24 protein-coding genes are annotated in these 23029 nt (G+C 73.7%); 16 read left to right on the top strand and 8 right to left on the bottom strand.

The features are described 5' to 3' along the window. The coding region (locus ACFQSB_RS29905; RefSeq protein ID WP_380830198.1) for a hypothetical protein at nt 1-185 on the top strand (185 nt) is incomplete at its 5' end. After that, complete coding sequence (locus ACFQSB_RS29900) at nt 185-1063, top strand: potassium-transporting ATPase subunit C (RefSeq protein ID WP_380830197.1); 879 nt, start codon at nt 185-187, stop codon at nt 1061-1063. The genes ACFQSB_RS29905 and ACFQSB_RS29900, both read left to right, overlap by 1 nt. A 112-nt stretch (nt 1064-1175) precedes the next feature. On the opposite strand, the gene ACFQSB_RS29895 is transcribed toward ACFQSB_RS29900, so the two are convergent. The 3 genes from ACFQSB_RS29895 to ACFQSB_RS29885 all read right to left on the bottom strand — a co-directional run bounded on the left by ACFQSB_RS29895 (nt 1176) and on the right by ACFQSB_RS29885 (nt 2722). Further along, a complete protein-coding gene (locus ACFQSB_RS29895) occupies nt 1176-1418 on the bottom strand; it encodes an ATP-binding cassette domain-containing protein (protein WP_380830196.1) in 243 nt (80 codons plus the stop codon). Then, nucleotides 1382-1852: a hypothetical protein gene (locus ACFQSB_RS29890; protein ID WP_380830195.1), complete on the bottom strand. Its 471-nt coding sequence runs from the start codon at nt 1850-1852 to the stop codon at nt 1382-1384. Before ACFQSB_RS29890 ends, ACFQSB_RS29895 begins: the two co-directional genes overlap by 37 nt. 225 nt (nt 1853-2077) lie before the next feature. Then, a complete protein-coding gene (locus tag ACFQSB_RS29885) occupies nt 2078-2722 on the bottom strand; it encodes a TetR/AcrR family transcriptional regulator (RefSeq protein WP_380830194.1) in 645 nt (214 codons plus the stop codon). A gap of 207 nt (nt 2723-2929) precedes the next feature. Here ACFQSB_RS29885 and ACFQSB_RS29880 point away from each other — a divergent pair, with 207 nt between their 5' ends. Next, nucleotides 2930-4048 carry a substrate-binding domain-containing protein gene (locus tag ACFQSB_RS29880; protein WP_380830193.1) on the top strand — a complete coding sequence of 373 codons (1119 nt, stop codon included), beginning with the start codon at nt 2930-2932 and terminating at the stop codon, nt 4046-4048. On the opposite strand, the gene ACFQSB_RS29875 is transcribed toward ACFQSB_RS29880, so the two are convergent. Further along, the gene (locus ACFQSB_RS29875; RefSeq protein ID WP_380830192.1) at nt 3999-5972 is read right to left on the bottom strand and encodes a DUF2264 domain-containing protein; all 1974 of its coding nucleotides are present in this window, start codon (nt 5970-5972) and stop codon (nt 3999-4001) included. The genes ACFQSB_RS29880 and ACFQSB_RS29875 overlap by 50 nt on opposite strands. 148 nt (nt 5973-6120) lie before the next feature. On the opposite strand from ACFQSB_RS29875, the gene ACFQSB_RS29870 reads away from it, so the two are divergent. The 6 genes from ACFQSB_RS29870 to ACFQSB_RS29845 all read left to right on the top strand — a co-directional run bounded on the left by ACFQSB_RS29870 (nt 6121) and on the right by ACFQSB_RS29845 (nt 11915). Continuing rightward, on the top strand, nt 6121-7137 hold the full coding sequence (locus tag ACFQSB_RS29870) for a hydroxyacid dehydrogenase (RefSeq protein ID WP_380830191.1): 1017 nt from the start codon (nt 6121-6123) through the stop codon (nt 7135-7137). A 38-nt stretch (nt 7138-7175) separates the two neighbouring features. Then, nucleotides 7176-8480, top strand: coding sequence for an ABC transporter substrate-binding protein (locus ACFQSB_RS29865; RefSeq protein WP_380830190.1), 1305 nt, complete (start codon nt 7176-7178; stop codon nt 8478-8480). A gap of 75 nt (nt 8481-8555) precedes the next feature. Beyond that, entirely contained in the window at nt 8556-9497 is a 942-nt protein-coding gene (locus ACFQSB_RS29860; RefSeq protein ID WP_380830189.1) for a carbohydrate ABC transporter permease, read from the top strand. Continuing rightward, nucleotides 9494-10420, top strand: a complete 927-nt coding sequence (locus ACFQSB_RS29855; protein ID WP_380830188.1) for a carbohydrate ABC transporter permease — start codon at nt 9494-9496, stop codon at nt 10418-10420. The genes ACFQSB_RS29860 and ACFQSB_RS29855 overlap by 4 nt, the downstream gene beginning before the upstream one ends. A 5-nt stretch (nt 10421-10425) precedes the next feature. After that, nucleotides 10426-11118 (top strand): hypothetical protein, encoded by a 693-nt coding sequence (locus ACFQSB_RS29850; protein ID WP_380830187.1) that lies wholly within the window; start codon nt 10426-10428, stop codon nt 11116-11118. After that, nucleotides 11115-11915, top strand: coding sequence for a TIM barrel protein (locus ACFQSB_RS29845; RefSeq protein ID WP_380830186.1), 801 nt, complete (start codon nt 11115-11117; stop codon nt 11913-11915). Before ACFQSB_RS29850 ends, ACFQSB_RS29845 begins: the two co-directional genes overlap by 4 nt. Here ACFQSB_RS29845 and ACFQSB_RS29840 read toward each other — a convergent pair. Next, nucleotides 11879-13006 (bottom strand): glycosyltransferase, encoded by a 1128-nt coding sequence (locus tag ACFQSB_RS29840; RefSeq protein ID WP_380830185.1) that lies wholly within the window; start codon nt 13004-13006, stop codon nt 11879-11881. The two genes, ACFQSB_RS29845 and ACFQSB_RS29840, sit on opposite strands and share 37 nt — an antisense overlap. A 902-nt stretch (nt 13007-13908) precedes the next feature. Between ACFQSB_RS29840 and ACFQSB_RS29835 the strand changes: the two genes are divergently transcribed. Further along, complete coding sequence (locus ACFQSB_RS29835) at nt 13909-16275, top strand: beta-xylosidase/alpha-l-arabinosidase (protein WP_380830184.1); 2367 nt, start codon at nt 13909-13911, stop codon at nt 16273-16275. Nucleotides 16276-16431: 156 nt separating this feature from the next. Beyond that, entirely contained in the window at nt 16432-17280 is an 849-nt protein-coding gene (locus ACFQSB_RS29830; RefSeq protein ID WP_380830183.1) for a hypothetical protein, read from the top strand. 114 nt (nt 17281-17394) lie between these two features. Here ACFQSB_RS29830 and ACFQSB_RS29825 read toward each other — a convergent pair whose 3' ends face one another. After that, nucleotides 17395-17817, bottom strand: a complete 423-nt coding sequence (locus ACFQSB_RS29825) for a DoxX family protein (RefSeq protein ID WP_380830182.1) — start codon at nt 17815-17817, stop codon at nt 17395-17397. Between the two features lie 226 nt (nt 17818-18043). On the opposite strand from ACFQSB_RS29825, the gene ACFQSB_RS29820 reads away from it, so the two are divergent. From ACFQSB_RS29820 to ACFQSB_RS29810, 3 genes are all read left to right on the top strand, one after another. Further along, a complete protein-coding gene (locus tag ACFQSB_RS29820; RefSeq protein ID WP_380830181.1) occupies nt 18044-18412 on the top strand; it encodes a ClpX C4-type zinc finger protein in 369 nt (122 codons plus the stop codon). Nucleotides 18413-18476: 64 nt separating this feature from the next. Further along, nucleotides 18477-19103: a class I SAM-dependent methyltransferase gene (locus ACFQSB_RS29815; protein WP_380830180.1), complete on the top strand. Its 627-nt coding sequence runs from the start codon at nt 18477-18479 to the stop codon at nt 19101-19103. 93 nt (nt 19104-19196) lie between these two features. Then, nucleotides 19197-19901 (top strand): TetR/AcrR family transcriptional regulator, encoded by a 705-nt coding sequence (locus ACFQSB_RS29810; protein ID WP_380830179.1) that lies wholly within the window; start codon nt 19197-19199, stop codon nt 19899-19901. A gap of 193 nt (nt 19902-20094) precedes the next feature. Here ACFQSB_RS29810 and ACFQSB_RS29805 read toward each other — a convergent pair whose 3' ends face one another. Further along, on the bottom strand, nt 20095-21093 hold the full coding sequence (locus tag ACFQSB_RS29805; protein WP_380830178.1) for an Acg family FMN-binding oxidoreductase: 999 nt from the start codon (nt 21091-21093) through the stop codon (nt 20095-20097). A 130-nt stretch (nt 21094-21223) separates the two neighbouring features. Here ACFQSB_RS29805 and ACFQSB_RS29800 point away from each other — a divergent pair, with 130 nt between their 5' ends. Beyond that, a complete protein-coding gene (locus ACFQSB_RS29800) occupies nt 21224-21439 on the top strand; it encodes a hypothetical protein (RefSeq protein WP_380830177.1) in 216 nt (71 codons plus the stop codon). Nucleotides 21440-21503: 64 nt separating this feature from the next. Beyond that, nucleotides 21504-22394, top strand: a complete 891-nt coding sequence (locus ACFQSB_RS29795) for a universal stress protein (protein WP_354924080.1) — start codon at nt 21504-21506, stop codon at nt 22392-22394. Between the two features lie 176 nt (nt 22395-22570). Here ACFQSB_RS29795 and ACFQSB_RS29790 read toward each other — a convergent pair whose 3' ends face one another. After that, nucleotides 22571-22987, bottom strand: coding sequence for a CBS domain-containing protein (locus ACFQSB_RS29790; RefSeq protein ID WP_380830176.1), 417 nt, complete (start codon nt 22985-22987; stop codon nt 22571-22573). Nucleotides 22988-23029 lie beyond the last annotated feature (42 nt).

The raw sequence follows: 23029 nt of genomic DNA, 5'->3' as shown, positions 1-23029 counted from the left end.
TCAACGCCCTCGTCATCATCGCCCTCATCCCCCTGGCACTACGCGGAGTCCGCTACCGCCCCTCCAGCGCCTCCCAACTCCTGTCCCGCAACCTCTACATCTACGGCCTGGGCGGCATCATCGTCCCCTTCATCGGCATCAAACTCATCGACCTGCTGGTCCAGTTCCTTCCGGGGATGTCCTGATGCAACGCCTGCCAAGCTGGATCAACCGGCACCTGGCCGCCCTGCGCGCCCTGCTGGTGCTCACCGTGATCACCGGAGTGATCTACCCGCTGGTGGCGACCGGAGTCGCCCAGGCCGTCTTCCACGACGGCGCCAACGGCTCGATCGTCCACGACAAGGCCGGCAAGGACGTCGGCAGCGCCCTGCTGGGACAGAGCTTCACCGACGCCGACGGCGCCCCGGTGCGCAAGTACTTCCAGTCCCGCCCGTCGGCGGCCGGTGACGGATACGACCCGACGTCCACGGCCGCGAGCAACCTCGGCCCGGAGGACGTCCTGGACGTCCTGCCGGTGCCGGGCGCCAAGGACGACGAGGGCGCCCCCGACACCGGGAAGCAGAGCCTGCTCACCCAGGTGTGCGCCCGCAGCAAGGCCGTCGGCGAGCTGGAAGGGGTCAGCGGCGCACGCCCCTACTGCACCCCCGACGGCGTCGGCGCCGTCCTGAAGGTCTTCCCCGCCACCGGCGCCCCCACCCGCGCCGTCAGCGTCAACCAGGCCTGCCCCGCCACCCCCTTCATCACCACCTACCAGGGCGTGAAGGTCGAATGCGGCAAGCCCGGCGACGACCACGCCACCGGCCGCACCGTCACCGTCCGCGGCACCACCACCGCCGCCCTCGTCCCCCCCGACGCCGTCACCGCCAGCGGCTCCGGGCTCGACCCCGACATCAGCCCGGCCTATGCCGAGCTGCAGGCACCTCGCGTCGCCAGGGAACGCGGGCTCGGGCTCGACAAGGTCAGGGCCCTCATCGAGCGGAACACCACGGGACGGGGCCTCGGCTTCATGGGCGAGCCCGCGGTGAACGTCCTCTCGCTCAACCTGGCCCTCGACCGCCTCTAGGCGCGACCCGATGAACCCTCCCCGCGGGCGGCCGCGCATCCGCCTCGGCGCCCCCGGTGCCGGCGAGCCCTGCGCGACGCTCCGCCGGGGACGGACCCGGCGTCCGCGGGGCTCAGGGGGTCTTCGCGGCCCGCACCCCGGCCCGCGAGGCGAGCTGATCGCGCAGGTGTGTCAGGCGGGAGATCTCCGCGTCGAGGACGGCGAGCCGGCGCTCGACCACACCGCTCGAAGCGGTGCATCCGGGGGCGCCGCGCGCCGGGAGCCTGCCGCCTTCGAGCAGGTGCAGGCGGTCGGCGCAGCGGCTCACGTCCTCGATGGTCAGCCCGAGCGACAGCAGCTCGCGGATGACGCGCACCCGGTCCACGTCGCGCTGCCCGTACTCCCGCTGCCGCCCTGGCTCAGGTGCGCCGCGGGGTCGGGCAGCGCGTCGCCCAGCGGCGTGAACCCGCCCTCGGGCACGACCGCGTACTCGCGCCAGCCCAGCCAGTGCGAGACCAGGTCGCCCGGGCGCACCCCGCTGTCCGCGGGCGCCGACACGACCTCCCCGACCGCCGCGCCGAACAGCGTGTCGCCGGGACGCAGCGGCGGGAAGGGCGCGTCCCGCACGCTCCCGCCGATCAGTGTGCGGAGGGCGGCGAAGACGTGGAAGAACCGGTTGCGGACCAGCACCTGGCCTTCGCCCGGCGCCGGGACCGGCACCTCGGCGACCACGAAGTGATCCGGCTCGGGCAGGCCACCGGTCGCGACGGCGAGCCGGACTTCTCTGGACACCTGCGGCAGGTGCGGCATGGGACGCTCCTCAAGGTCGACGGTCGACAAGGCGTCGAGACCCTAACCCCTCACCCGCAGGTCAAGGGCAACCCCGAGGAGACGCCCGTCGGCGTGGACGCACCGCCGGCCCCGCGTCCCACCGGAGCCGGGACGCGGGCCGTGGATCACCGCGGCGAGATCGGCGCGGGGCGGCGCAGGCCGTTCAGCACGGCGAGCCGGTCGGCGCCGGGTGGCGCAGGCCGTTCACCGTGGCGAGCCGGTCGGCTCTGGGCGGCGCAGGCCGTCCAGCACGTCGGCGAGGCCGGTCTCCAGGTAGGACAGGTCGTCGGTGGCCTGCAACAGGGTGGCGCCACCGCAGACCGTGGTGAGGATCGTCGTCGCCGCGCGGCCGGCGTCGACGGAGGGCGCGATCTCGCCGGAGTCCTTCAGCGCCTGGACCCCGTCCGCGAGCTGGGCGTGCCATCTGTCGTACATGCCGGTGACGATGGTGCGGGTCGCGGGGTTGGAGAGGCCGAGCTGCGCCGTGAGCGCCGAAAGCGGGCAGCGCCGCCGTTGCGCGTCGTACTTCTCGACCACCCGCGTGCGCCACGCCTCCCACTTCTCCCACGTGGTGAGGTCGCCCAGCATGGGCTGCTGGTCGGCGAGCACCTGCTCGGCCTCGTAGGCGGCCACGGCCAGCAGCAGATCGGCCTTGCCGTCGGGGAAGTAGTGGAACAGCTGGCTCTTGCTCGTCGCGGTGACGGCGCGGATGTCGTCCAGCCCGACGTTGGCCGGCCCGCGTTCACGGACCAGTTCGACGGCGCCGTGGATGATGCGCGCCCGGGTGGCGGTCCCCTTCGCCGTCAGCGCTCGCTCGGCGCGCTGGACGGCGGGAGATCCTCGTGACATGCGCCAATGGTAAAGGATGCCCCATCTGCTCCCTCGGACCCGGACGAAGCGGGGCCTGTCCAGGGGAAGCCCGGAGTTATCCCCAGTGTCCACAGGTTCGCACACAGGTTCGAACGCGTCCAGCCGTGCGTGTCGCGGCCGCGCGGGGACCGGTCAGCTTCGATCAACAACGATCGGTACCATGGCTGTCTCTGGGGAGGGGGAGCCATGACAGAGTCCGCCGGGGGGCCCTCGCCCGCCCCGCTGCCGTACGAGCGCCGCGCCCAGGTGGTCGACCTGCTGCGCCGGCGCGGCGTGGTGCGCGCCGACGAACTGGCCGCCGAGCTGGACGTCTCGGTCATCACCATCCGGCGGGACATCGCCCTGCTGGCCTCCCAGGGGGTCATCCGCCGGGTCCGCGGCGGGGCCGTCATGGAAGGCGCGGACGAGCGGGACGCACCGGTGGTCCCGCAGCCCGCGACCCTGGCCGGGCGGCGGCTCACGGTCGGCGTGGTGGTGCCGTCGCTGACCTACTACTACCCCGACGTGATCCGCGGCGTGCGCGAGGCCGCCGCGGCGGCCTCCGCGCGGGTCGTGCTGCGGGGCGCCACCTACCAGGCCGACGACGAGCGGCGTCAGCTCGCCTGGCTGGTGGAGTCGATGGAGGTGGACGGCCTGCTGGTCGCGCCGACCACCACCGGCGAGGAGGGCGAGGCGCTGGTGCGCTGGCTGCAGTCCGCCGAGGTGCCGGTGGTGCTGCTCGAGCGCGCCGCCACGGTCGGGCCGCTCCGCGAGGCGATGGAGTCGGTGGTCAGCGACCACGCGCTCGGCGCCGCCATGGCCGTGCGGCACCTGGCCACGCTCGGCCACCGGCGGGTCGGGCTGCTCACCCCCGCGCAGAGCCCGACGACCGCGCACGTGCGGCGGGGGTGGCGGCAGGCGTGCGAGGAGCTCGGCCTGGACCTGACGGACGTGCCGGACGTGAACGCGGCCGGGGACGCCGGGCGGGCCGCCGTGCTGGACGAGGTGCTCGACGCCTGCCTCGCCTCGGAGACGACGGCCATGCTGGTCCACTCCGACCCCGAGACGATGTCGCTGGTGGAACGCTGCCAGCTGCGCGGCGTCCGGGTGCCCGGCGACCTCAGCCTGGTCGCCTACGACGACGAGGTCGCCGAGCTGTGCGATCCGCCGCTGACGGCGGTGCGCCCGCCGAAGGCGGCCGTCGGCCGGGCGGCGTTCGAGCTGCTCGCGGCCCGCCTGGCCGGCGGCGGCGCCGAGCGCCCGGCCCACCGCGTCGTCATCGCGCCCCGCCTGATGGTGCGCTCCTCCTCGTCGGCTCCGCGCTGACCTCACCCGCCGCGAGGTCCACGACGTCCCGGACGCCGTCGGGCCAGCTCAGCCGCACCGACGCCGGGCCGTCCCACGACAGGGCGGGCGTCCCGGCGGGCTCGCCCCGGCCGAGGTAGACCAGAGCCTGGTACCACCGGCCGGCCCGCGCGGCCGCGGGCGTGGCGCACCAGGGCACGAGCGTCCACGGTGCCAGCGGCGAGGAGTCCTCGGCGCGGACCACTCCGGAGGCCTCCAGCCCCGGGCCGCCGAGCACGCGCGAGCACAACCGGCTCCGGCCGGCCGCCTCGTCGGGCCCGTCCGCGGGCAGGGGCCAGCCGCCGACGCGCAGCGGGCCGTCCCACGGCGTCCCCTCGGCGGGCGACAGCCGTACCAGCCGGGCCTCCCATGGACCGCGCACGACCGAGACCACCTCGATCCACGGCCCAAGGCGCACCGGTCCCGAGCGTCCGTGCCCGTGGTCCGGGCCGTCGGTCTCGGGGGTGACCCAGTGGGCCCGCCAGCGCGAGGCGCCGACCGGCGTCCCGGAGGGCAGGCCGCGGGCGGGCAGAGCCTGGAACCCCGTGCGGTGGCTGGGCGTCCCGTCCGCGTCGAGCAGCACCACCGACTGGTCCAGCGGGCGGGCCGCGTGCTCCCCGGCCAGGACGGGCGCGGTGGCCGTCGAGTACCCGAGGCGCGCGTACAGCGGCGAGTCGGTCAGGTGAGAGCCGGGGAAGGAGTGGTCGGCGCCGTGGTTGACCACCCGCACGACCCCGTCGGCCCGGGTGCCGCCGACCAGCCATCCGGGGGCGCGGAGCACCCGGTGGAAGTCGCCGGACTCCACCGGCAGCGGCTCCTCGACCGCCGTCCACACCGGGTGGCCGGCCGGCAGGGCGAGCCCGAACAGCCCTTTGGAGGCCCAGTACGGGGAGCCGGGCCCGGAGTAGGACTGGGCGATCGGCCGCCACGGACCGTGCCAGCCGAGGCTCAGCACGCCGTCGCCGTCGGGAGCGCCGTGGTCGGCGAAGTGGCGGGCGACGCCGGAGGCCGCGCGGCGCAGCAGCCCGGGCGAGGGCCGCCCGAGCCCGGCCCGCGCGCCTACCCAGAACTGCGCGGCCACGGCGAACCGGTAGGTCAGGCTGCGTCCCTGGATCAGCGGCGAGCCGTCGGCGCCCACCAGGTGCAACGCGTCGTCCAGGTAGCGTTCCAGCCGCCGCAGGTACACCGGCCGGCGGGAGTCCGCGCGCTCGTCGCCCGCGGCCATCTCGGTCCACAGCAACGGGTAGAACTGCAGCGCCCACCCTGCGTAGTGGTCGTAGGAGCGCTCGGCGCCGTCGGCGTACCAGCCGTCCTCGCGGGCGAAGCCGTCGGACAGCGCGAGCCCGGCGTCGATGTCCTCCCGCGAGCACGGCCCGCCGACCGAAGCGAGGAACTGCTCGACGACGATCTGGAACCACACCCAGTTGATCGGCGGGTAGTCCGCGCCGATCGCAGGGGCGAGGTAGTCGACGACCTGCTCCCGGACGACCGGGCCGAGGCGGTCCCACAACCACGGCCGGGTCAGGTGGAGCACCATGGCGATGGACGCGGCCTCCACCTTGGCCTGGCCGTGCTCCTCCAGCCGTACCCAGCGGTCGGGCGAGTGGGGGTCGGTGCCCGCGGCGAGACCTTCGGCGTACCACTCCATCAGTCCCAGCGGGTCACGGCCGTCCTCGCCGGCCACCCGGAACCCGGCGGCCAGGAAGGTGCGGGCGAAGCCCTCCAGCGCGTCGACGTCGGCCCCGTAGCCGCCGGGCGGGCCGGGAAAGGCGATGCGCGCGTGCGAGGGCGAGGCGTACCGCCGGGCCGACAGCAGCAGGTGGTCGGCGAGGGCCGCCCAGTGGTCCCTGGTCCATCCGGTGTAGGGGGACAACTCGCGGTCGTCGAACTCCCGCCAGGGGTTCATGGACGCCTCCTCGGCACCTCGTGCGCATATCGATCAGAAGTGATCAGAAGTTGTGATTTCTTGTGCATAACACACCGTTGACATGATTGTCATGACCGGACATGATCGGCGCACTGGTAAGCGCTTCCCAGACGAAGGGAACCCGCGCGTGACCGACCGACGACGCCCGCAGGCCCTGCTGGTCATGGACCCCGCCCACTACCGGGTGCAGTTCCACGAGCCACAGCTCCGGCGGCTGCGCGAGCTGGTCGAACTCGGCGAGCCCGCCCTGACCGACGACCTGGACGCCGCCCGCGCGCGGCGCCGGCTGCGCGAGGTGGAGGTGCTGGTGACCTCGTGGGGCTGCCCCCCGCTGACGGCCGAGCGCCTCGCCGACGCGCCCCGGCTGCGAGCGGTCTTCCACTGCGCCGGCACCGTCCGCTCGTTCGTCACCGACGAGGTCTGGCGCCGCGGCATCCTGGTGACCAACGCCGCCGACGAGAACGCGATCCCGGTGGCCGAGTTCACCCTCGCCGCCGTCATCTTCGCCGGCAAGAAGGCGCCCTTCCTCGCCCAGGACGCCCGCCGGCACCGCGACGACTGGTCCTACGCCGCCCGCCGCGGCGAACTGTCCAACCGCGGCCGCACCGTCGGCGTCGTCGGCTTCTCCCGCGTGGGGCGCCGCGTCGTGGAACGGCTGCGCGACCTGGAGCTCGACGTGCTGGTCGCCGACCCCTACGCCTCCCCCGCCGAGGTGCGGGCGGCCGGCGCCCGCCCGGTGGAGCTGCCGGAGCTGCTGCGCCGCTGCGACGTGCTCACGCTGCACGTCCCCGCACTGCCCTCCACCCGCCACCTCATCGGAGCGGAGGAGCTGGCGCGGCTGCGCGACGGCGTGACCGTCATCAACACCGCCCGCGGCGCCGTCCTGGACACCGCCGCCCTGGAACGCGAGTGCGCGGCCGGCCGGCTGGACGCGATCCTCGACGTCACCGACCCCGAGCCGCTGCCGGCCGGATCGGTGCTGTACGACCTGCCCAACGTCATGATCACCCCACACGTCGCCGGGTCGCTCGGAGCGGAGACCCGGCGGATGAGCGAGAGCGCGCTCGACGAGATCGAGCGCTACCTGACCGGCCGGCCGCCCCGGGCCGCCGTCACCCCCGCCGCGTTCGCGACAGGCGCCTAGAGCCCCGCACCGGCTCGACCGAGAGGAGACCCGGATCGATGAGCACAGCCACCACCTCAGCAAGGCCCGGCGGCGCGCGGCGACGTCTCGCGGGATGGCTGGCCGCCGTGGCCGCGCTCGCCCTCCCCCTCGCCGCCTGCGGCTCCGGCGGCGGTCAGGAGAGCGGCGACGGCAAGGTCACGCTCACCGTCGCCGGATGGAGCCTCGCCAAGAACACCGAGTTCGGCGCGCTCTTCGACGCCTTCCAGAAGGCCAATCCCGGCATCACGGTCAAGCCGCTGGACATCCCCGCCGACGACTATTCCGAGAAGGTCACCACCATGCTCGCCGGCGGCGACCGGACCGACGTGCTGGCGATGAAGACGCTCACCGACTACGCGCGCCACGCGAGCCGCGGCCAGCTCCTGGAGGTCACCGACCTGGCCAAGGCCCCCGACGGCGCCAAGCTCGCGGGCCTGCCCGCCTACGACCTCCAGGGCAAGTACTACGCGCTGCCGTTCCGCCACGACTTCTGGCTGCTCTACTACAACAAGAAGTACTTCAAGGAGGCCGGCCTGCCGCAGCCCGAGGCCCTCACCTGGGACCAGTACGCCTCGCTCGCGCGGCGGCTCACCAAGGGCGACGGCGCCAAGAAGGTCTACGGCGCCTACCACCACACCTGGCGGTCGGTCGTCCAGGCCATCGCGGCGGCCCAGACCGGCGGCGACCAGCTCGGCGGCGACTACGGCTTCTTCGCCGACCAGTACAAGATGGCCCTGGCGCTGCAGAAGGAGGGCGTGGTGCTCGACTTCGGCACCGCCACCTCCCAGCACTCCGACTATCGCACCATGTTCGAGACCGGGGCGGCGGCGATGATGCCGATGGGCACCTGGTACGCCGCGGGCGTCATCCAGGCGAAGAAGAAGGGCGCCACCGACGTCGACTGGGGCCTGGCCCCCCTGCCGCAACGCCCCGGCGCCACCGGCGTGACCACCTTCGGCGCGCCGACCGCCTTCGCCGTCAACAGCAGGTCCGAGCACGCCGACGCGGCCAGGAAGTTCGTCGCGTTCGCCGCGAGCCGGGCGGGCGCGCAGGCCATCGTCAAGGTCGGCGTCGTGCCGGCGCTGCAGGCCCCGGAGATCACCGACGCCTACTTCTCCCTCGACGGCATGCCGTCCGACGCGCTGTCGAAGAAGGCGTTCGCGCCGGACAAGGTCGTGCTGGAGATGCCGGTCAGCGACAAGAGCTCCGACGTCGACACCATCCTCAACGAGGAGCACCAGCTCATCATGGTCGGCGAGAAGTCCGTCGACGACGGCCTGCGCGCCATGAACGACCGGGTGAAGACCGAAGTCCTGAACTGACCCGGTGACGGCCCATGCCCGGCCGGCCTCCGGTCACCCTCCGATGTGCCCGCCGGACCCGCACGAAGGACCGCAATGATCCACGCAACGACGCGGCCCCCGCCCGTGGCGCCGCACGACCCGCCAGGGCCGGCGGCCGCCCGGCGACGGCCCTGGCGGGGCACGGTGGTGGGGTGGAGCTTCATCCTGCCCAACTTCATCGGCTTCGCCGTGTTCACGCTGGTGCCGGTGCTGGCGGCGTTCGCGCTCGCCTTCATGGACTGGGACTCCTACGGCGCGCCCGAGTGGGTGGGGCTGTCGAACTTCCGGCGGCTGCTCGGCGACCAGACCGTGCGGGTGGCCCTGCTGAACACCCTGTACTACGCCGCCGGCCACATCCCGCTGACGCTGGTGGCGGCGCTGGCGATGGCGCTGGCGCTGAACAGCAAGGTGCGCGGGACGCGGTTCTTCCGCACCGTGGCGTTCCTGCCCTACATCACCTCGCTGGTCGCCGTCGCGGTCGTGTGGAACATGCTGTTCAGCCCGGACGCGGGCCCGGTCAACCAGCTCCTCCAGGCGCTGGGCGTGGCCGAGCCGCCCCGGTGGGTGGCCAGCACCACCTGGGCGATGCCCGCCGTGATCGCCACCAGCGTGTGGCGGGACATGGGCTACTACATGGTGCTCTACCTGGCGGGGCTGCAGACGATCCCGGTGGAGTACCACGAGGCCGCCAAGGTCGACGGGGCGAACGCCTGGCACCGCTTCTGGAGCATCACCCTGCCGTGCCTGCGGCCCACGACGTTCTTCGTCCTGGTCATGCTGACGATCCAGAGCTTCAAGGTGCTGGACCTGATCGTGGTGATGACCAAGGGCGGGCCGGGACGCAGCACGCTGGTGCTGTCGCAGCTGGTGTACCGGGAGGGGATCGTCGAGGGCCACTTCGGGTACTCCTCGGCCATCGCGCTCGTGCTCTTCGCGATCGTGCTCACCGTGACCGTGGTCCAGTTCCGGTTCAACGAGCGGAGGCGAGTGCGATGACCCTGCCGGACGGCCTCCCCACGGCGACGGCCGCGCCCGATCGGCCCGGGGCGGACGACGGCGCCGCGCGGCGACCGGCGCGCACGGCCGGCGACGGCGCGCGGCCCGGCCCGCTGCGCGCGGCGCTGGCGTACGCCGCCCTCGCCGCCGTGGCGCTGCTGGTGCTCGTCCCGTTCGGGTTGATGGTGTCGGCGTCGCTGAAGCGCGACAACGAGGTGTTCACCATCCCGCTCGAGTGGATCCCCCGCGAGCCGCGCTGGTCGAACTTCGCCGAGATCTGGGACCGCGTCCCGATGCTGACCTACCTCGGCAACTCGGTGCTGCTGTCGGCCGCCATCACCGTCCTGCAGGTGCTGACCGGCAGCTTCGCCGCCTACGGCTTCGCCAAGGTGCGCTTCCCCGGCCGCGACGCGCTCTTCCTGGCCTACATCGCGACCATCGCCGTGCCGTGGCAGGCCTACATGGTGCCGCAGTACATCATGATGCGGCGGGCCGAGCTGACCGACACCTACTGGTCGATCATCCTGATCCAGGCGTTCGGCGCGTTCGGCGTCTTCCTGATGCGCCAGTACTACACCTCGATCCCCGACGAGCTGTGCGAGGCCGCGCGCATCGACGGGCTGAGCGAGTACGGCATCTACCGGCGCGTCATGCTGCCGCTGTCCAAGCCGGCGCTCGCCAGCCTGGCCCTGCTCACCTTCGTCACCACCTGGAACGACTACATGGGGCCGTTCATCTACCTGACCAGCAACGAGCTGTGGACCGTGCAGCTCGGCCTGCGCTCGTTCGTCGGCCAGTACGAGTCGGAGTACGCGATGATCATGACGGGCGCGGTGCTGTCGGTGCTGCCCATCCTGGTGCTCTTCCTGTTCGGGCAGCGCTACTTCATCCGCGGCATCGCCACGAGCGGGCTGAAGGGGTGAGCACGATGCGCAGGCTGCTACGGCCGGCCCGGCAGGCCACCTACGACACGGTGTTCGCCGGCGTGTACACCGCGCTGATGACCAACCTCCTGCTGGCCGTCGCCTGCGCGCCGCTGGTCATCGCGCTGGCGCTGGTAGGCGACCCGTTCGCGTCCTGGCCGTTGTTCGCCATGCTGTCGCCGGTGTGCGCGCCGGCGCTGGCCGGGGCGTTCGGCTGCTTCGCCGGGATCGGCGAGGGGTCCGCGCGGGTGGCCGGCACGTTCTGGCGCACCTACCGCCGGGCGGCGCCCACGGCGCTGGCCGCCTGGACGGCCGGGCTCGCCGCCGTCGGCGTGCTGGCCGTGGACGTCGCCGCGGTCGCGGGCACGCCGTGGAGCCCGGCGCTCGTGCCGTTCTTCGTGACCGCGGCCGTCCTGGTCATGGCGGCCGTCGTCGCCGTGCTGGTGCTGGCGGCCGAGCCGCCGCCCGGCCGGTTCGCGCGCACGCGCGACGCCGTCCTGCCGTGCCTGTACCTGGTGGCGCGGCGCTGGTACCTCGCCGCCGCCTCGGTCGCCGTGCTCGCCCTGGCGGCGGCCGTCGTGCTGGCCAGGCCGGTCGCCGGCGGCCTGGTGCTGTGCTCGCCCCTGCTGTACGCCGGGTGGGCCACCACGCGCTTCGTCGTCGCCCCCCTGCTGCCCGCCGGGCGGGTGGCGGCATGAGCGGCGGCGGGCCGCCGCTCACGGCGGGGGTGTGCAGCGTCACCTACCGGGCGCTGTCCGCCGACCGCGTCATCACGCTGGCCGCGCGGGCCGGGCTCGCCCAGATCGAATGGGGCCAGGACGCCCACATCCCGCTCGGCGACGAGGCGGAGGCGGCCCGCGTGGCCGAGGCCACCCGCGCCGCCGGCCTGGAGGTGCCGTCCCTCGGGTCGTACTACCGCGCGGGCGCCATCGCCGACCCGCGGGAGGACCGGCGGGTGTGGCGGCGGGTGCTGGCCGCGGCCCGCGCCCTCGGCGCCCGGCGCGTGCGGGTGTGGGCCGGCGACCGGGCCTCGGCGGACGCCGGGCCGGCCGGACGCCGCAGGACGCTGGACGCGCTGAAGCGGTGCGTCGACAGCGCCGGTGACCTCACCGTCGCCACCGAGTACCACTCGGGCACGCTCACCGACGACGCCGGCTCGGCCAGGGCGATGCTGGACGAGGTCCCGGGGCTGCGCACGTACTGGCAGCCGCCCAACGGGATGCCCGACGAGCGGGCGCTGGACGGGCTGCGCGCCGTGCTCGACCGCGTGGACGCGGTGCACGTGTTCAGCTGGTGGCCGACGCCGCGGGAGCGGTGGCCGCTGGACCACCGGGCGGCGCTGTGGCGGGAGGTCGCGGGCCTGCTCGCCTCGACGGGCCGGCCGATGTCCGCCCTGCTGGAGTTCGTGCCCGGCGACGACCCGGGGATGCTCGCCGGGGAGGCGAGGAGCCTGCGCCGCTACCTGTCCGGCGCCGAGGCCGGCCGGCCGCGGTGACGGGCGGCGGCCAGGAGGTAGGCGTCGCGCAGGCCGTCCACGAGCGTCCGGGAATCGTAGGCGGCGGCCGCCGCGGAGGCGAGCCCGGCCCAGGTGGCGCGCACCTCGGGGTCCTCCAGGCCGCCGAGCAGCTCGGCGAACTCCGGCACCGTCCGCGCGTGCAGGTAGGCGTCCTTCAGCCAGTCGCGGTAGCACGGCAGGTCCGGCACCACCACGGGCAGCGCGGCGGTGGCGGCCTCCAGCGTGGCCAGTCCGAAGGTCTCGTGCTTGGACGGCAGGAAGAACACATCGGCCGCCGCGCAGTACGCGAAGACCTCCTCCCGGGGGACCAGGCCGGTGAACGTCACGTTGCCGGGGGCGGTCTCGCGCAGGCGCGTCAGGTCGTGCCGGGCCTCGGACAGCATGCCGAACTGCATGCCGCCCACCCAGACGAACCGCACGTGCGGCAGGGCGCGGGCGCAGGCCACGAACTCCTCCACGCCCTTCCTCGGCTGCACCTGCCCGACGCCGAGCACGACCATGCGGCCGTCCCAGCCGAACCCTCGCCTCAGTTCCTCGCGGCGGGCGACCAGCGGGCGGACGCGGGCCTCGTCGATGGCGTTGCTCATCAGGACGATCGGACCTCGCACGCCGAGCCGCTCCAGCTCCGCGGTCGTGGCCTTGCTGACCGACAGCACGATCGTGGCCAGGTCGAACACGCCGCGCATGTAGCGCTCGACCAGTCCGCGTACGAGGTGGGCGCCCTTGATGCTGCCGATGAGCGTCTCGGGGGTGACGTGGGCGCTGATGAGCGCCGGACCGCGATGAACCATCATCCGCAGCGCCGCGAACGGGCCCATGGTGTGCACGTGAAGGACCACGTCTTTACGGCAGGCACGCAATCCGGAAACCCTCCGGAAATCCGGCATTCGCTTTATCGCGCGCAGGCTCTCCTCGAAGACACTGTGCACTCCGTGGCCCCGGACGGTGAAAGACGACTCGGACACGACGCTCACCGGAATGGGATCAGGGGCGCGTTGTGCCTGGTGAGAGGGGGTGCCAGTGGGCGAGTCCGCCACCTGTCCCAGCGGGGGGAGTATGACGGAACCCATTTCACGGCGTCGACGAACACGGCGAATACGCTTACCGATCACGGCCACGCGCTCATGGTAGGACAAAGGCCACGAAAAAACCACGGGCAAATGGAGAACGAGAGATTCGCAAAAAGCCTCCCATCCGTCAATTAAAAGCGTGATCGTGTTAACCCTGAACCTCTAGCACGCCACTCGGCACAGCCGCTGGAGAAATCTCGCCGCATGCCGCGAACCCGCCTGCCGCTGCGCCATCCCGTCGGGCCATCGCCGCCCGCATGGGTCACCGAGAGCGGGTGACATGCGGCAGAGCCGATCGAGTGCTCCTCGATCGGAGTGACGCACACTCGCACCCGGTCGTTCCCTGGACCTCGCCAGGCGGGGCGTCTCTCGATCGGCTGTCGACGCGCTCGACCCGTGTCCGGCGCCCGGTTTCCGCGCGTCTCTGAAACTTTCGGACGGCGGCGCCGTCCTTCGCTCGTCGTCTCAGCGCACTTCTGTGAGCATCAGAGGTGTCATCAGCGACGTTCCGATGCCTATACTTCTGCGGCGAATAACGGTTTGGCAGCTCTGCCTCCCGACCGTTGATCTCGATGTCCACCGCCCCTTACTGTCCACGTAGCCGACACGTTTCGGAAACGGACTCGAAACTTTTCGGAAAGGTTCGTATGAGCCGTTCGCGCTGCCGGTCTCCGGACTCGTGCCGTCCGGGGTGATGCGTGGCATCACGCCGGAGCCGTAGGAGGCCATGGCCGTCGATGGCGCCCCCCGAGGCGACTTTCCTCCCGATCGCCTCCGTCTGATCAAGACGGACCGCCGGCCACGGTGATGCTCTGCATGGTCCCCATCCTTCTCGTGTATCTGTTCGCCCGTCGTGCCCCGGCAAAGGGGCTGAGGGGCGTCGGAGGAAAGTGACCCCAATCGTGTCCGTTGAGACAGACCCCGCCACCCCCCTCTGGCAGGACCCCGCTCAGGACGCCGAGACCCGTGTCGAGGCCCTGATCGCGGAGATGACCGTCGAGGAGAAGGTCGCGCAGCTCTTCGGTGTCTGGGTCGGCGCGTCCCGCGAGGGCGGGGAGGTCGCGCCGCACCAGCACGAGATGGACGACGCCATCGACCTGGACGTCCTGCTGCCCAACGGCCTCGGACAGCTGACACGGCCCTTCGGCACGGCACCGGTCGACCCGGCCGTCGGCGCGCTGTCCCTGCTGAGGACCCAGCAGCGCATCACCGGCGCCAACCGGTTCGCCATCCCCGCCCTGGCCCACGAGGAGTGCCTGGCCGGCTTCGCCACCTGGGGCGCCACCGCCTACCCGGTGCCGCTGTCGTGGGGCGCCACGTTCGACCCCGCGCTGGTCCGGCGGATGGCGGGCGCCATCGGCGGCGACATGCGGTCCGTCGGCGTCCACCAGGGCCTTGCCCCCGTGCTGGACGTGGTGCGCGACGCCCGCTGGGGGCGCGTCGAGGAGACCATCGGGGAAGACCCCTACCTGGTCGGCACCATCGCCACCGCCTACATCCAGGGCCTCGAGTCGGCGGGCATCATCGCCACGCTCAAGCACTTCGCCGGATACTCCGCCTCGGTGGCCGGCCGCAACCTGGCCCCGGTGGCGATGGGCCCCCGCGAGCGCGCCGATGTCATCCTGGTGCCGTTCGAGATGGCCGTGCGCGAGAGCGGCGTCCGCTCGGTCATGCACGCCTACACCGACACCGACGGGATGCCCGCCGTCGCCGACGAGTGGCTGCTGACGACCCTGCTGCGCGACACCTGGGGGTTCGAGGGCACGGTCGTCGCCGACTACTTCGGCATCGCCTTCCTCAAGACGCTGCACGGCATGGCGGGCGACTGGGCCGAGGCCGCGGGCACCGCCCTGGCCGCCGGCGTGGACGTGGAGCTCCCGACCGTCAAGACCTTCGGGCGGCCCCTGGTGGAGGCGATCGCGGCCGGGCGGGTCCCCGAGGCGCTGATCGACCGGGCGCTGCGCCGCGTGCTGGTGCAGAAGGCGCGGCTCGGCCTGCTCGACCCCGGATGGAACCCGGTGCCGCCCGGGCTCGCGGGGGCCGACCTGAGCGACGCCGAGGCGCTGCGCGGGTCGATCGACCTGGACTCGCCGGCCAACCGGGACATCGCGCGGCGCATCGCCGAGCAGGCCATCGTCCTGCTGGGCAACGACGGGACGCTGCCGCTGCGGCGGCCGGAGAGGATCGCGGTCGTCGGGCCCAACGCCGACGACCCGCTGGCCGTCCTCGGCTGCTACTCCTTCCCCCTGCACGTCCTGGTCCACCACCCCGACGTGCCCACCGGCATCGGGCTGCCCACGCTGCGCGAGGCGCTGGCCGCCGAGTTCCCCGGCGCCGAGATCGTCACCGCGCCCGGCGCAACCGTGGACGGGCCGGACACCGGCGGCTTCGCCGAGGCGGTCGAGCTGGCGCGCGGCGCCGACGTCGTGGTGGCGGCGCTCGGCGACCGGGCCGGCCTGTTCGGCCGGGGCACCAGCGGCGAGGGGTGCGACGCCGAGTCCGCGGCGCTGCCCGGCGTCCAGCAGCAACTGCTCGACGCCCTGATCGCCACGGGGAGGCCGGTCGTCACCACCCTGCTGGCCGGCCGGCCGTACGCGCTGGGCGGAGCCGTGGAGGGGGCCGCGGCGATCGTCCAGTCGTTCTTCCCGGGCCAGGAGGGCACCTCCGCGATCGCCGGGGTGCTCAGCGGGCGGATTAACCCGTCGGGCCGCCTGCCGGTGAGCATCCCGCGCCGGCCGGGCGTGCACCCCTCCACCTACCTGTCGGCGCGGCTCGCGCACGCCACCGAGGTGTCCAACATCGACCCGACGCCCGCGTTCGGCTTCGGCCACGGCCTGTCGTACACGACGTTCGAGTGGTCGGACCTGTCCGGAGACGGCGCGCGCATCGGGACGGACGGCGAGGTGACCCTGGAATTCACCGTGCGCAACGCCGGCGACCGCGAGGGCACCGAGGTGGTACAGCTCTACCTGCACGACCCCGTCGCCACGGTGGTGCAGCCGGTCCAGCGCCTGATCGGATACGCCCGGGTGCCGCTCGCGCCGGGGGAGGCGAGCCGCGTGCGGGTGACCGTGCCCGCCGACCTGGCCTCCTTCACCGGCCGCCAGGGCCGGCGGATCGTCGAGCCCGGAGAGCTGGAACTGCGGCTGGCCGCCTCCAGCACCGACCCGCGCCTCGTCGCGGCGGTCACGCTGACCGGGCCGGTCCGCGAGGTGGACCACACGCGCCACCTGCATGCAACGTTCACGGTGGCCGAGCCGGGCGCCTGAGCGCCGGCGGCGTCGAGGGCCGCTCCGACCTGGCGTCCCATGCGGGGCATCCGGGCGGGGCGGCCCTCGTGCCTTTCCGGGAGGCCGCCATCTCTATGGGAGCGCTCCCATTTCCCGTAGCTTACGTTCGGATCATCTGTCGCGAAGGAGCACGTCGTGCGGAAATGGTTATCCATGGCCTCCCTGGCCATGCTGCTTCCCCTGACGGCCACGCCGGTCGCCGAGGCCTCCGGACCCGGCCGCGATGCCGGTCAGAGCGCCGGTCAGGGCGCCGTCCAGAGCGCCGGGCGGTGGGGGCCCGGAACCTGCGCCGGCAAGACCCTGCTGTTCTGCGAGGACTTCCAGAACCTGCCCATCGGCGGCGCCGCCAGCCTCGCGTGGGGCGTCGACACCAAGCACGGCGCCCTCACCGTCGAACACGTTCCCGGCGGACGGGCCGGGCAGAAGGCGCTGCACGTGCGCACCGAGGGCAACGGGCGGGCCTTCCTGAAGGTGGACGACTTCGCCCCGCCGGGGAACGGCTTCTACGGCCGGGTGCGGCTGCGCGTGAAGGCGTTCCCCGTGGCGCCCGACTGGGCGCACTACACCCTCATCGAGACGACCGGCGCCGGCCCCGAGGTCGTCCGCCCGCTCGGCGGCCAGTACGTCCCCGTGGTCGGCGGCGGCACCGCGCTCTGGGGAGTCGGCGCCGACGGCGGCCCCACCGGCGACTGGACGAACTGGCGCGAGACCGCCCCGTCCCGCGCGGGCGTGTGGCAGTGCGTGGAGTGGCGGATGGACGCCACCGACAACCGCATCTCGACCTGGTTCGACGGGGTGCCGCGGCCCGAGCTGAGCGCCTCCACTCACGAGCACGGGGGCAACGACGTGGACTTCGTCTTCCCCCGCTTCGACACCGTCAAGCTCGGCTGGCAGCTCTACCAGGCGAACCCGTCCCCGGGGTCGTACGAGGTGTGGCTCGACGACATCGCGCTGAGCACCCAGCGCCTGGGCTGCTCCGGCTGACCACGGCCCCCCGGACCACATCCGACGACCTCGGGCCGCGTCGGCCTGACCCACGCCCTCGACCGGCCGGCTCCGGCACGGCCGGTCGAGCGCGCGGCGCCGGCCGGTGGCGGGTCAGCGCGTGAGGGAGCGGACCAGCTCGCGGGTCTGCTCCCGGCGGTCCCAGGCGATCAGCGCGAACACCACGCCCATGCCGATCGGCATCAGCGCCCAGACGGGGTCGATGACCAGGATCTGGGTCAGGGCCGCGCCGATCATCAGGCCGACGAGCCCGGTCGCGGCCGCCCCGGCCAGGCGGGGGACCAGCAGCCCGACGCCGCCGGCCAGCTCGACGGCGCCGGTCACGTACCGGAACCACTGGCCCCAGCCGATCTGGGCGAAGGTCTCCACCGCGTCCTTCTGGCCGGCGAACTTCGGCAGCGCCGAGGCCACGATCAGGAACAGCCCGAAGAGGACCTGGAAGGCCCACAGGACCCTGCGCAGGACGCGGGGGCGGGCGGTGGCGGCGGTGCCGGGGGTGAGGGGGGTGGCGGCCATGATGGGAGTCCTTCCGTGTGCGGTGTGTCGCGGTGCGGTGTTCCGCTCTCACCCGGGCGTCGAGCGGGGCCACCGCGCATCGACACGGGCCGCGAGATTTCTTCTCTGATTTTTCGCCGCCCGCGTTCTGATCTCTGCCGTCCGCTCCTTGTCAGGAATCGCCTGACGCGATACGTTCCTCGATATCCGTCAGGAGATGCCTGACACGAGGGCGGGAGGATCGGCGATGGCCACGATCATCGACACGACGCCGACGGTGCGGTGCTCGTTCTGCGGCAAGGGCCGCGCCGAGGTCACACGGATCGTCGCGGGCGCGGGCGTCTTCATCTGCGACGAATGCGTGGGCCTGTGCCTCACGATCATCGAGACGGTCGACGAGCCCGGGGAGCCGCGCATCCCGGCGTGGGATGCCATGACGGACCAGCAGATCCTCGAGCACCTGCCCCGCGTCGCCGCCGTCGGCAAGCAGGTCGAGGAGAACCTTCGCGACTGGGTGCTGCGCCTGCGCGAACGCAAGGTCACCTGGGCGAGCATCGGAGCGGCGCTCGGCATGACCCGGCAGTCCGCCTGGGAGCGCTTCTCGGGCGAGGAGTGACCGCCGTGCGGCGCCGGAGGCCGGGCGGCCCCGCCGGGCATATGATCGCCCCCGGAGGTGGCGCATGAAGAACGCGGAGTGGGACCGCCGCTACGAGGCGAGCGGGTTGCTCTGGACCGCCGAGCCCAACCGTTTCGTGGTCGAGCACCTCTCCGGTCTGCGCCCCGGCCGCGGCCTGGACCTCGGCGCCGGCGAGGGCCGCAATGCCGTGTGGCTCGCCGAACGCGGATGGCGGATGACCGGCGTCGACTTCTCCGCCGCGGGGCTGGCCAAGGCCCGGCGGATGGCCGGCGAGCGCGAGGTGGCCGTCGAGTGGGTGATGGCCGACCTGTGCGAGTACCGTCCCGAGCCCATGGCCTACGACCTGGTGCTCATCGCCTACCTGCACCTGCCGCCGGACGACCTGGCTCCCGTGCTCAGCAGGGCCGCGGGCGCGGTGGCGCCCGGCGGCCGCCTGCTGATCGTCGGACACGACGTCACCAACCTCGAGGAGGGCGTGGGCGGCCCGCGCGACGCCGCCGTCCTCTACACGCCCGAGTCGGTCGTCGCGTCGCTGGCGCCGCTGGCCGTCGTGCGCGCCGGCCGCGTCCGCCGTCCGGTGCCCACCGACGACGGCGTGCGGGACGCCATCGACACCCTGGTCATCGCCGGACGCGACCTCCCGGACGGGGCGCGGGGGCCGGGAGCCTGAGGCGGGCACCGGCGCCTGCGGCACAATCCTCTATCGTTGGTTACGGCATATAACGAGCGCGAGCATGCCGACGGCGTCGAGAGGGTGATTCGCATGGCGGTCCGCGACGGCACACCGCGGCAGCGCTACCGGGACCAGGTGCGCGCCGAGATCAAACAGGCCGCCCTCGTCCAGATCGCGTCCGGCGGAGCGGCGGCGCTCAGCCTGAATGCAGTGGCCAAGCAGCTCGGCGTCACAGGCCCCGCGCTCTACAAGTACTTCCGCAACCGCGACGACCTGCTGACCGAGCTGATCAGCGACGGTTACGACTCGGCCGCGGCGGCGGTGCGGGCGGCGGCCGGCGCGGCGGCCGGGCGGTCCCCCCGCGAACGCCTGCACGCTCTGGCCGCCGCCTACCGCGAGTGGGCCGTGACCGCGCCGCACCTGTACCACCTGCTCGCCGGGACGCCGTCCCCCGACTACGCCGCCCCGCCCGAGACGCTCGACCGGGCCAGGGCCGCGCTCGGCCCCTTCCTCGCCGTGGTCGCGCACGGGGTCCGCCCGCCGGAGGCCGAGGGGCTCACGGCCCAGATGGAGCGGTGGGCCGCCGAGAACGCGCCGGTCGCCGCATGGGTGCGGGCGCACGCCCCCGAGGGCGACCCCGCCACCGCGCTGGCCGGGGCCGTCGTCGTCTGGTCCCGCCTGCACGGCGTCGTGAGCCTGGAGGTCCAGGGTCAGTTCGACGGCATGGGGCACCGGCCCGCCACCCTCATGGAGGCCGAGATCGAGGCGTTCGCCACGGCCTGGAACCTGCCCTGACCCCCGTTTCCTCCACGGCCGCCTCCGGGTACGACGCGTTCGCACCCCACCGCGGCCGGCGATCCGGCGGCGGCGAGAACGACGGGCTCGGCCCCTCTCCGGCCGCCGGGCTCGGCGCCTCTCCGGCCGCCGGGCTCGGCGGGTGGTCCGACCGCCGGTCCGGCGACCAGGGGACGACACCCGGCCGCCGGGTTCAGCGTTCCTCGACCATCTCGGCGGCCGGGCGGCGGACGCTGACGCCTTCCCGGGGGACGCGGCCCAGCCTCATGATCATCTGAGGGTGCTCTCCCGAGCACACCTGGTGGCGCAGGAACTCCCGCAACTCGGGCATCTCCAGCGCCTGGGTGTGGAAGGCGGCGTGGACCCCGTGGGCCGAGGCGTGCAGCAGGACACGCTGCAGCGCCTGACCGGCGGCCAGCCAGTCCTCGGGGGTGTCGCCCGCCGTGGTGAGCACGGCGACCAGCCCCGTGGCGTTCGCCGCCGGATCGCCGGCCTCGCCGCCCCACCCGTGGCCGTGGGCGTAGTCACGCTGCGCGAACCGCTGCGGATGCGTGTGCGGCGGCGTGCTCGGGTACGCCTCCGCCACCACCCCGTCGCGCCGGGTGCTCCCCGGGGGCCGGCTCCAGCGGATCAGCTCCAGGGTGAACAGGCGGTCCTGCGACTGCGCCTCCTGGGCCGCGTTGGTGATGGCGCCGAGCAGGCGGACGGCGGGCCCCGACCGGACCGGCGTGAGCCGCGCGCCCTCCATGCCCGCCTCGCGCACCAGCGCGTCCGCCAAAGCCTCGGGCACCGCCTCCTCGGTGAACCCGCCCCGGTGCGTGCGGCGCCGTTCGACCTGCCCGTACAACGCGCGGGCCGCCTCGTCGGGCGCCGGGCCCGGCCGCGGCCGCACCCTGGCCAGCAGGGAGGGACGGTCCGGGTCGGGCAGGAGCCGCACCTCGGGGGTGTAACCGAGGGCGTGCAGCGCGATCCGCACGTCCAGCAGCGCGGCGCCGCAGCTGATCAGCATCTGGCGGCCCGCCGGGTCGGCGACCGGCAGGAGCCTGTCGCGGTCGGCCCGCAGGCTGATCTCCTCGCCCGTCACGGTGAAGGACCACGGCTGGGTGTTGTGCACCGACGGCGCGTGGACGGCCGCCTCCACCGCGGCCCTGACCGCCTCCGCCACGGTGCCGGCCGGCGTGCGAGTGTCCATGGCTCTCCCTCCCTTCGGCACGCCGGTGCTCCGGCGGCCGGGAACGGCGGCGTTCGCCCCACTGTCGTCCTCCCCCTGGCGGGGCCGGGTACCCGGGGCAGTGGTCCCAGCCCTTGGGGCCGAAAGGCCCATGTGCCCGCCGCGTCCGGGCGGCGCCGCGTTCCGCCGCGTCCCGCGTTCCGCCGCGTCCCGGGTGCCGCCGCGTCCCGGGCGCACGGCGGGCACGGGTGACCCGCCCGGCCGGGCCATCGCGCGGGTCACCGGCGTGGTGGACGTGGTGGGCGGGCTCGCCTGGGACGAGGATGACAGTGCCACGCGGATGTCCCGGCGGGCCGGGTCCCGGTGACCCGGCGAAAGACGGGCAGCGGCGCGGACCGGCCGGGTCGTCCGGCACGACGAAGGAGAAGAACATGTTCGGGCTTGTCACCGTCGCGGTCGACGGTTCCCCCTCCGCCCTCGCAGCGGTCGACTGGGCGGCCGACGACGCCGCGCGCGCGGGGGGCGCCCTGCGCATCGTGCACGTCCGCGAGCCGTGGGCCAACGAGTACCCCTTCCACCGCGTGGAGGGGTTCGACCAGTCGCTCACCGACTACTGCGAGGGCGTGCTGGCGAAGGCCGCCGAGCGGGCCGGAGAACGGGCGCCCGGCCTCGCCGTGACCACCGAGCTGGTCACCGGCGCCGTCGTGGAGCGGCTGCTGGACGAGTCGGGCCGGGCCGACGCCATCGTGCTCGGCAGCCGCGGCATGGGCGGCTTCACCGGGCTCATGGTCGGATCGGTGGGCGTCGCCCTCGCCGGCCACGCCGCCGGACCGGTCGTGGTCGTCCGCGACCTGCCGCGCGAGCGGTTCGGCGAGATCGCCGTGGGCGTCGACGGGTCGCCGCACTCCGAGGCCGCCCTGGAGTTCGCCTTCGAGCAGGCGCGGCGGCGCGAGGCGCGCGTCCACGCGGTGTACGCCTGGGCGGTTCCGGTGTTCTCGCCGCTCGCGGCCGGCTACACCGACGTGATGCGGGACGTCTTCGAGTCCGGGACGCAGCGCCTCAGGCAGTGGCTCGCGCCGTGGCGGGAGCGCTACCCCGAGGTGCCGGTGGCGGAGTCGGCCGTGTGCGGGCATCCGACCCCCGCCCTGGTGGAGGCCTCGGAGAAGGCCGACCTGCTCGTCGCCGGGTCGCGCGGGCTCGGCGGGTTCCGGGGGGCGGTGCTGGGCTCGGTCGGCCACGGCGCCCTGCACGGGTCCCACTGCCCCGTCGCGGTCGTCCGTCCCCGCGAAGAGGCCGCCGCACCGGGGAAAGATCCGGCCTGACCGGCCGAGCCCGTACACCGGCTCGTCCCGAACTCACGCGGACCGCGGGGAAAGGTGCCGTCCGGAATGCCGTGACCTGCGGAAAGCTCCGGCCTAGTGCCTCCGGGCCGGAGCTCTCCGCACGTCCGGCACCCGCCGGGCGGGCCGGCGGCCGGTCATCCGGCCGGCCGCGCCGCTCAGTCGGCCGTCAGCGCGTCGACCAGGTCGCCCACCGGCGAGTCGGGCAGGGCGCGGGCGACGTCGGCCAGCGCGACGATCCCGACCAGCTCGTGGCCGTCGATGACCGGCAGGCGGCGCACCTGGTGCGAGGCCATGGTCCTGAGGATCTCCTTGGCGTCGTCGTCGGCGCCGATGGTGACGGCCTCGCCCTGGGCCAGCTCGCCGGCCGTGCAGTCCTTGGGCGACCTGTCCTTGGCGAGCACCTTGACCACGATGTCGCGGTCGGTCAGCATGCCTTTCAGCCGGTTGTCGGCGCCGCAGATGGGGAGCGAGCCGACGTCGAGGCGGGCCATCTTCTCCGCCGCGTCGAAGACCGTCTCGTCCGCGAGCACGCATTCGGCGTGGGGGGTCATGATCTCTCGTGCGGTCGGCATCCTGCTCTCCTTGCCTCGAGTACGGGATCGGTCTTCGGCTGC

Source organism: Sphaerisporangium rhizosphaerae (genome assembly GCF_042665155.1).
GTDB lineage: Bacteria > Actinomycetota > Actinomycetes > Streptosporangiales > Streptosporangiaceae > Sphaerisporangium > Sphaerisporangium rhizosphaerae.
The sequence above is the reverse complement of the archived record's forward strand: the minus strand, read 5'-3'. Positions and strand labels throughout refer to the sequence as shown.

Excerpts from the sequence above, each read along its gene's own strand:
- ACFQSB_RS29840 (WP_380830185.1), bottom strand. The coding sequence starts at position 13,006 with ATGGGTTCCGTCATACTCCCCCCGCTGGGACAGGTGGCGGACTCGCCC.
- ACFQSB_RS29900 (WP_380830197.1), top strand. The coding sequence starts at position 185 with ATGCAACGCCTGCCAAGCTGGATCAACCGGCACCTGGCCGCCCTGCGC.
- ACFQSB_RS29820 (WP_380830181.1), top strand. The coding sequence starts at position 18,044 with ATGGCCACGATCATCGACACGACGCCGACGGTGCGGTGCTCGTTCTGC.
- ACFQSB_RS29795 (WP_354924080.1), top strand. The coding sequence starts at position 21,504 with ATGTTCGGGCTTGTCACCGTCGCGGTCGACGGTTCCCCCTCCGCCCTC.
- ACFQSB_RS29890 (WP_380830195.1), bottom strand. The coding sequence starts at position 1,852 with ATGCCGCACCTGCCGCAGGTGTCCAGAGAAGTCCGGCTCGCCGTCGCG.
- ACFQSB_RS29800 (WP_380830177.1), top strand. The coding sequence starts at position 21,224 with ATGTGCCCGCCGCGTCCGGGCGGCGCCGCGTTCCGCCGCGTCCCGCGT.
- ACFQSB_RS29805 (WP_380830178.1), bottom strand. The coding sequence starts at position 21,093 with ATGGACACTCGCACGCCGGCCGGCACCGTGGCGGAGGCGGTCAGGGCC.
- ACFQSB_RS29885 (WP_380830194.1), bottom strand. The coding sequence starts at position 2,722 with ATGTCACGAGGATCTCCCGCCGTCCAGCGCGCCGAGCGAGCGCTGACG.
- ACFQSB_RS29875 (WP_380830192.1), bottom strand. The coding sequence starts at position 5,972 with ATGAACCCCTGGCGGGAGTTCGACGACCGCGAGTTGTCCCCCTACACC.
- ACFQSB_RS29850 (WP_380830187.1), top strand. The coding sequence starts at position 10,426 with ATGCGCAGGCTGCTACGGCCGGCCCGGCAGGCCACCTACGACACGGTG.
- ACFQSB_RS29790 (WP_380830176.1), bottom strand. The coding sequence starts at position 22,987 with ATGCCGACCGCACGAGAGATCATGACCCCCCACGCCGAATGCGTGCTC.
- ACFQSB_RS29855 (WP_380830188.1), top strand. The coding sequence starts at position 9,494 with ATGACCCTGCCGGACGGCCTCCCCACGGCGACGGCCGCGCCCGATCGG.
- ACFQSB_RS29825 (WP_380830182.1), bottom strand. The coding sequence starts at position 17,817 with ATGGCCGCCACCCCCCTCACCCCCGGCACCGCCGCCACCGCCCGCCCC.
- ACFQSB_RS29880 (WP_380830193.1), top strand. The coding sequence starts at position 2,930 with ATGACAGAGTCCGCCGGGGGGCCCTCGCCCGCCCCGCTGCCGTACGAG.
- ACFQSB_RS29860 (WP_380830189.1), top strand. The coding sequence starts at position 8,556 with ATGATCCACGCAACGACGCGGCCCCCGCCCGTGGCGCCGCACGACCCG.
- ACFQSB_RS29810 (WP_380830179.1), top strand. The coding sequence starts at position 19,197 with ATGGCGGTCCGCGACGGCACACCGCGGCAGCGCTACCGGGACCAGGTG.
- ACFQSB_RS29815 (WP_380830180.1), top strand. The coding sequence starts at position 18,477 with ATGAAGAACGCGGAGTGGGACCGCCGCTACGAGGCGAGCGGGTTGCTC.
- ACFQSB_RS29865 (WP_380830190.1), top strand. The coding sequence starts at position 7,176 with ATGAGCACAGCCACCACCTCAGCAAGGCCCGGCGGCGCGCGGCGACGT.
- ACFQSB_RS29845 (WP_380830186.1), top strand. The coding sequence starts at position 11,115 with ATGAGCGGCGGCGGGCCGCCGCTCACGGCGGGGGTGTGCAGCGTCACC.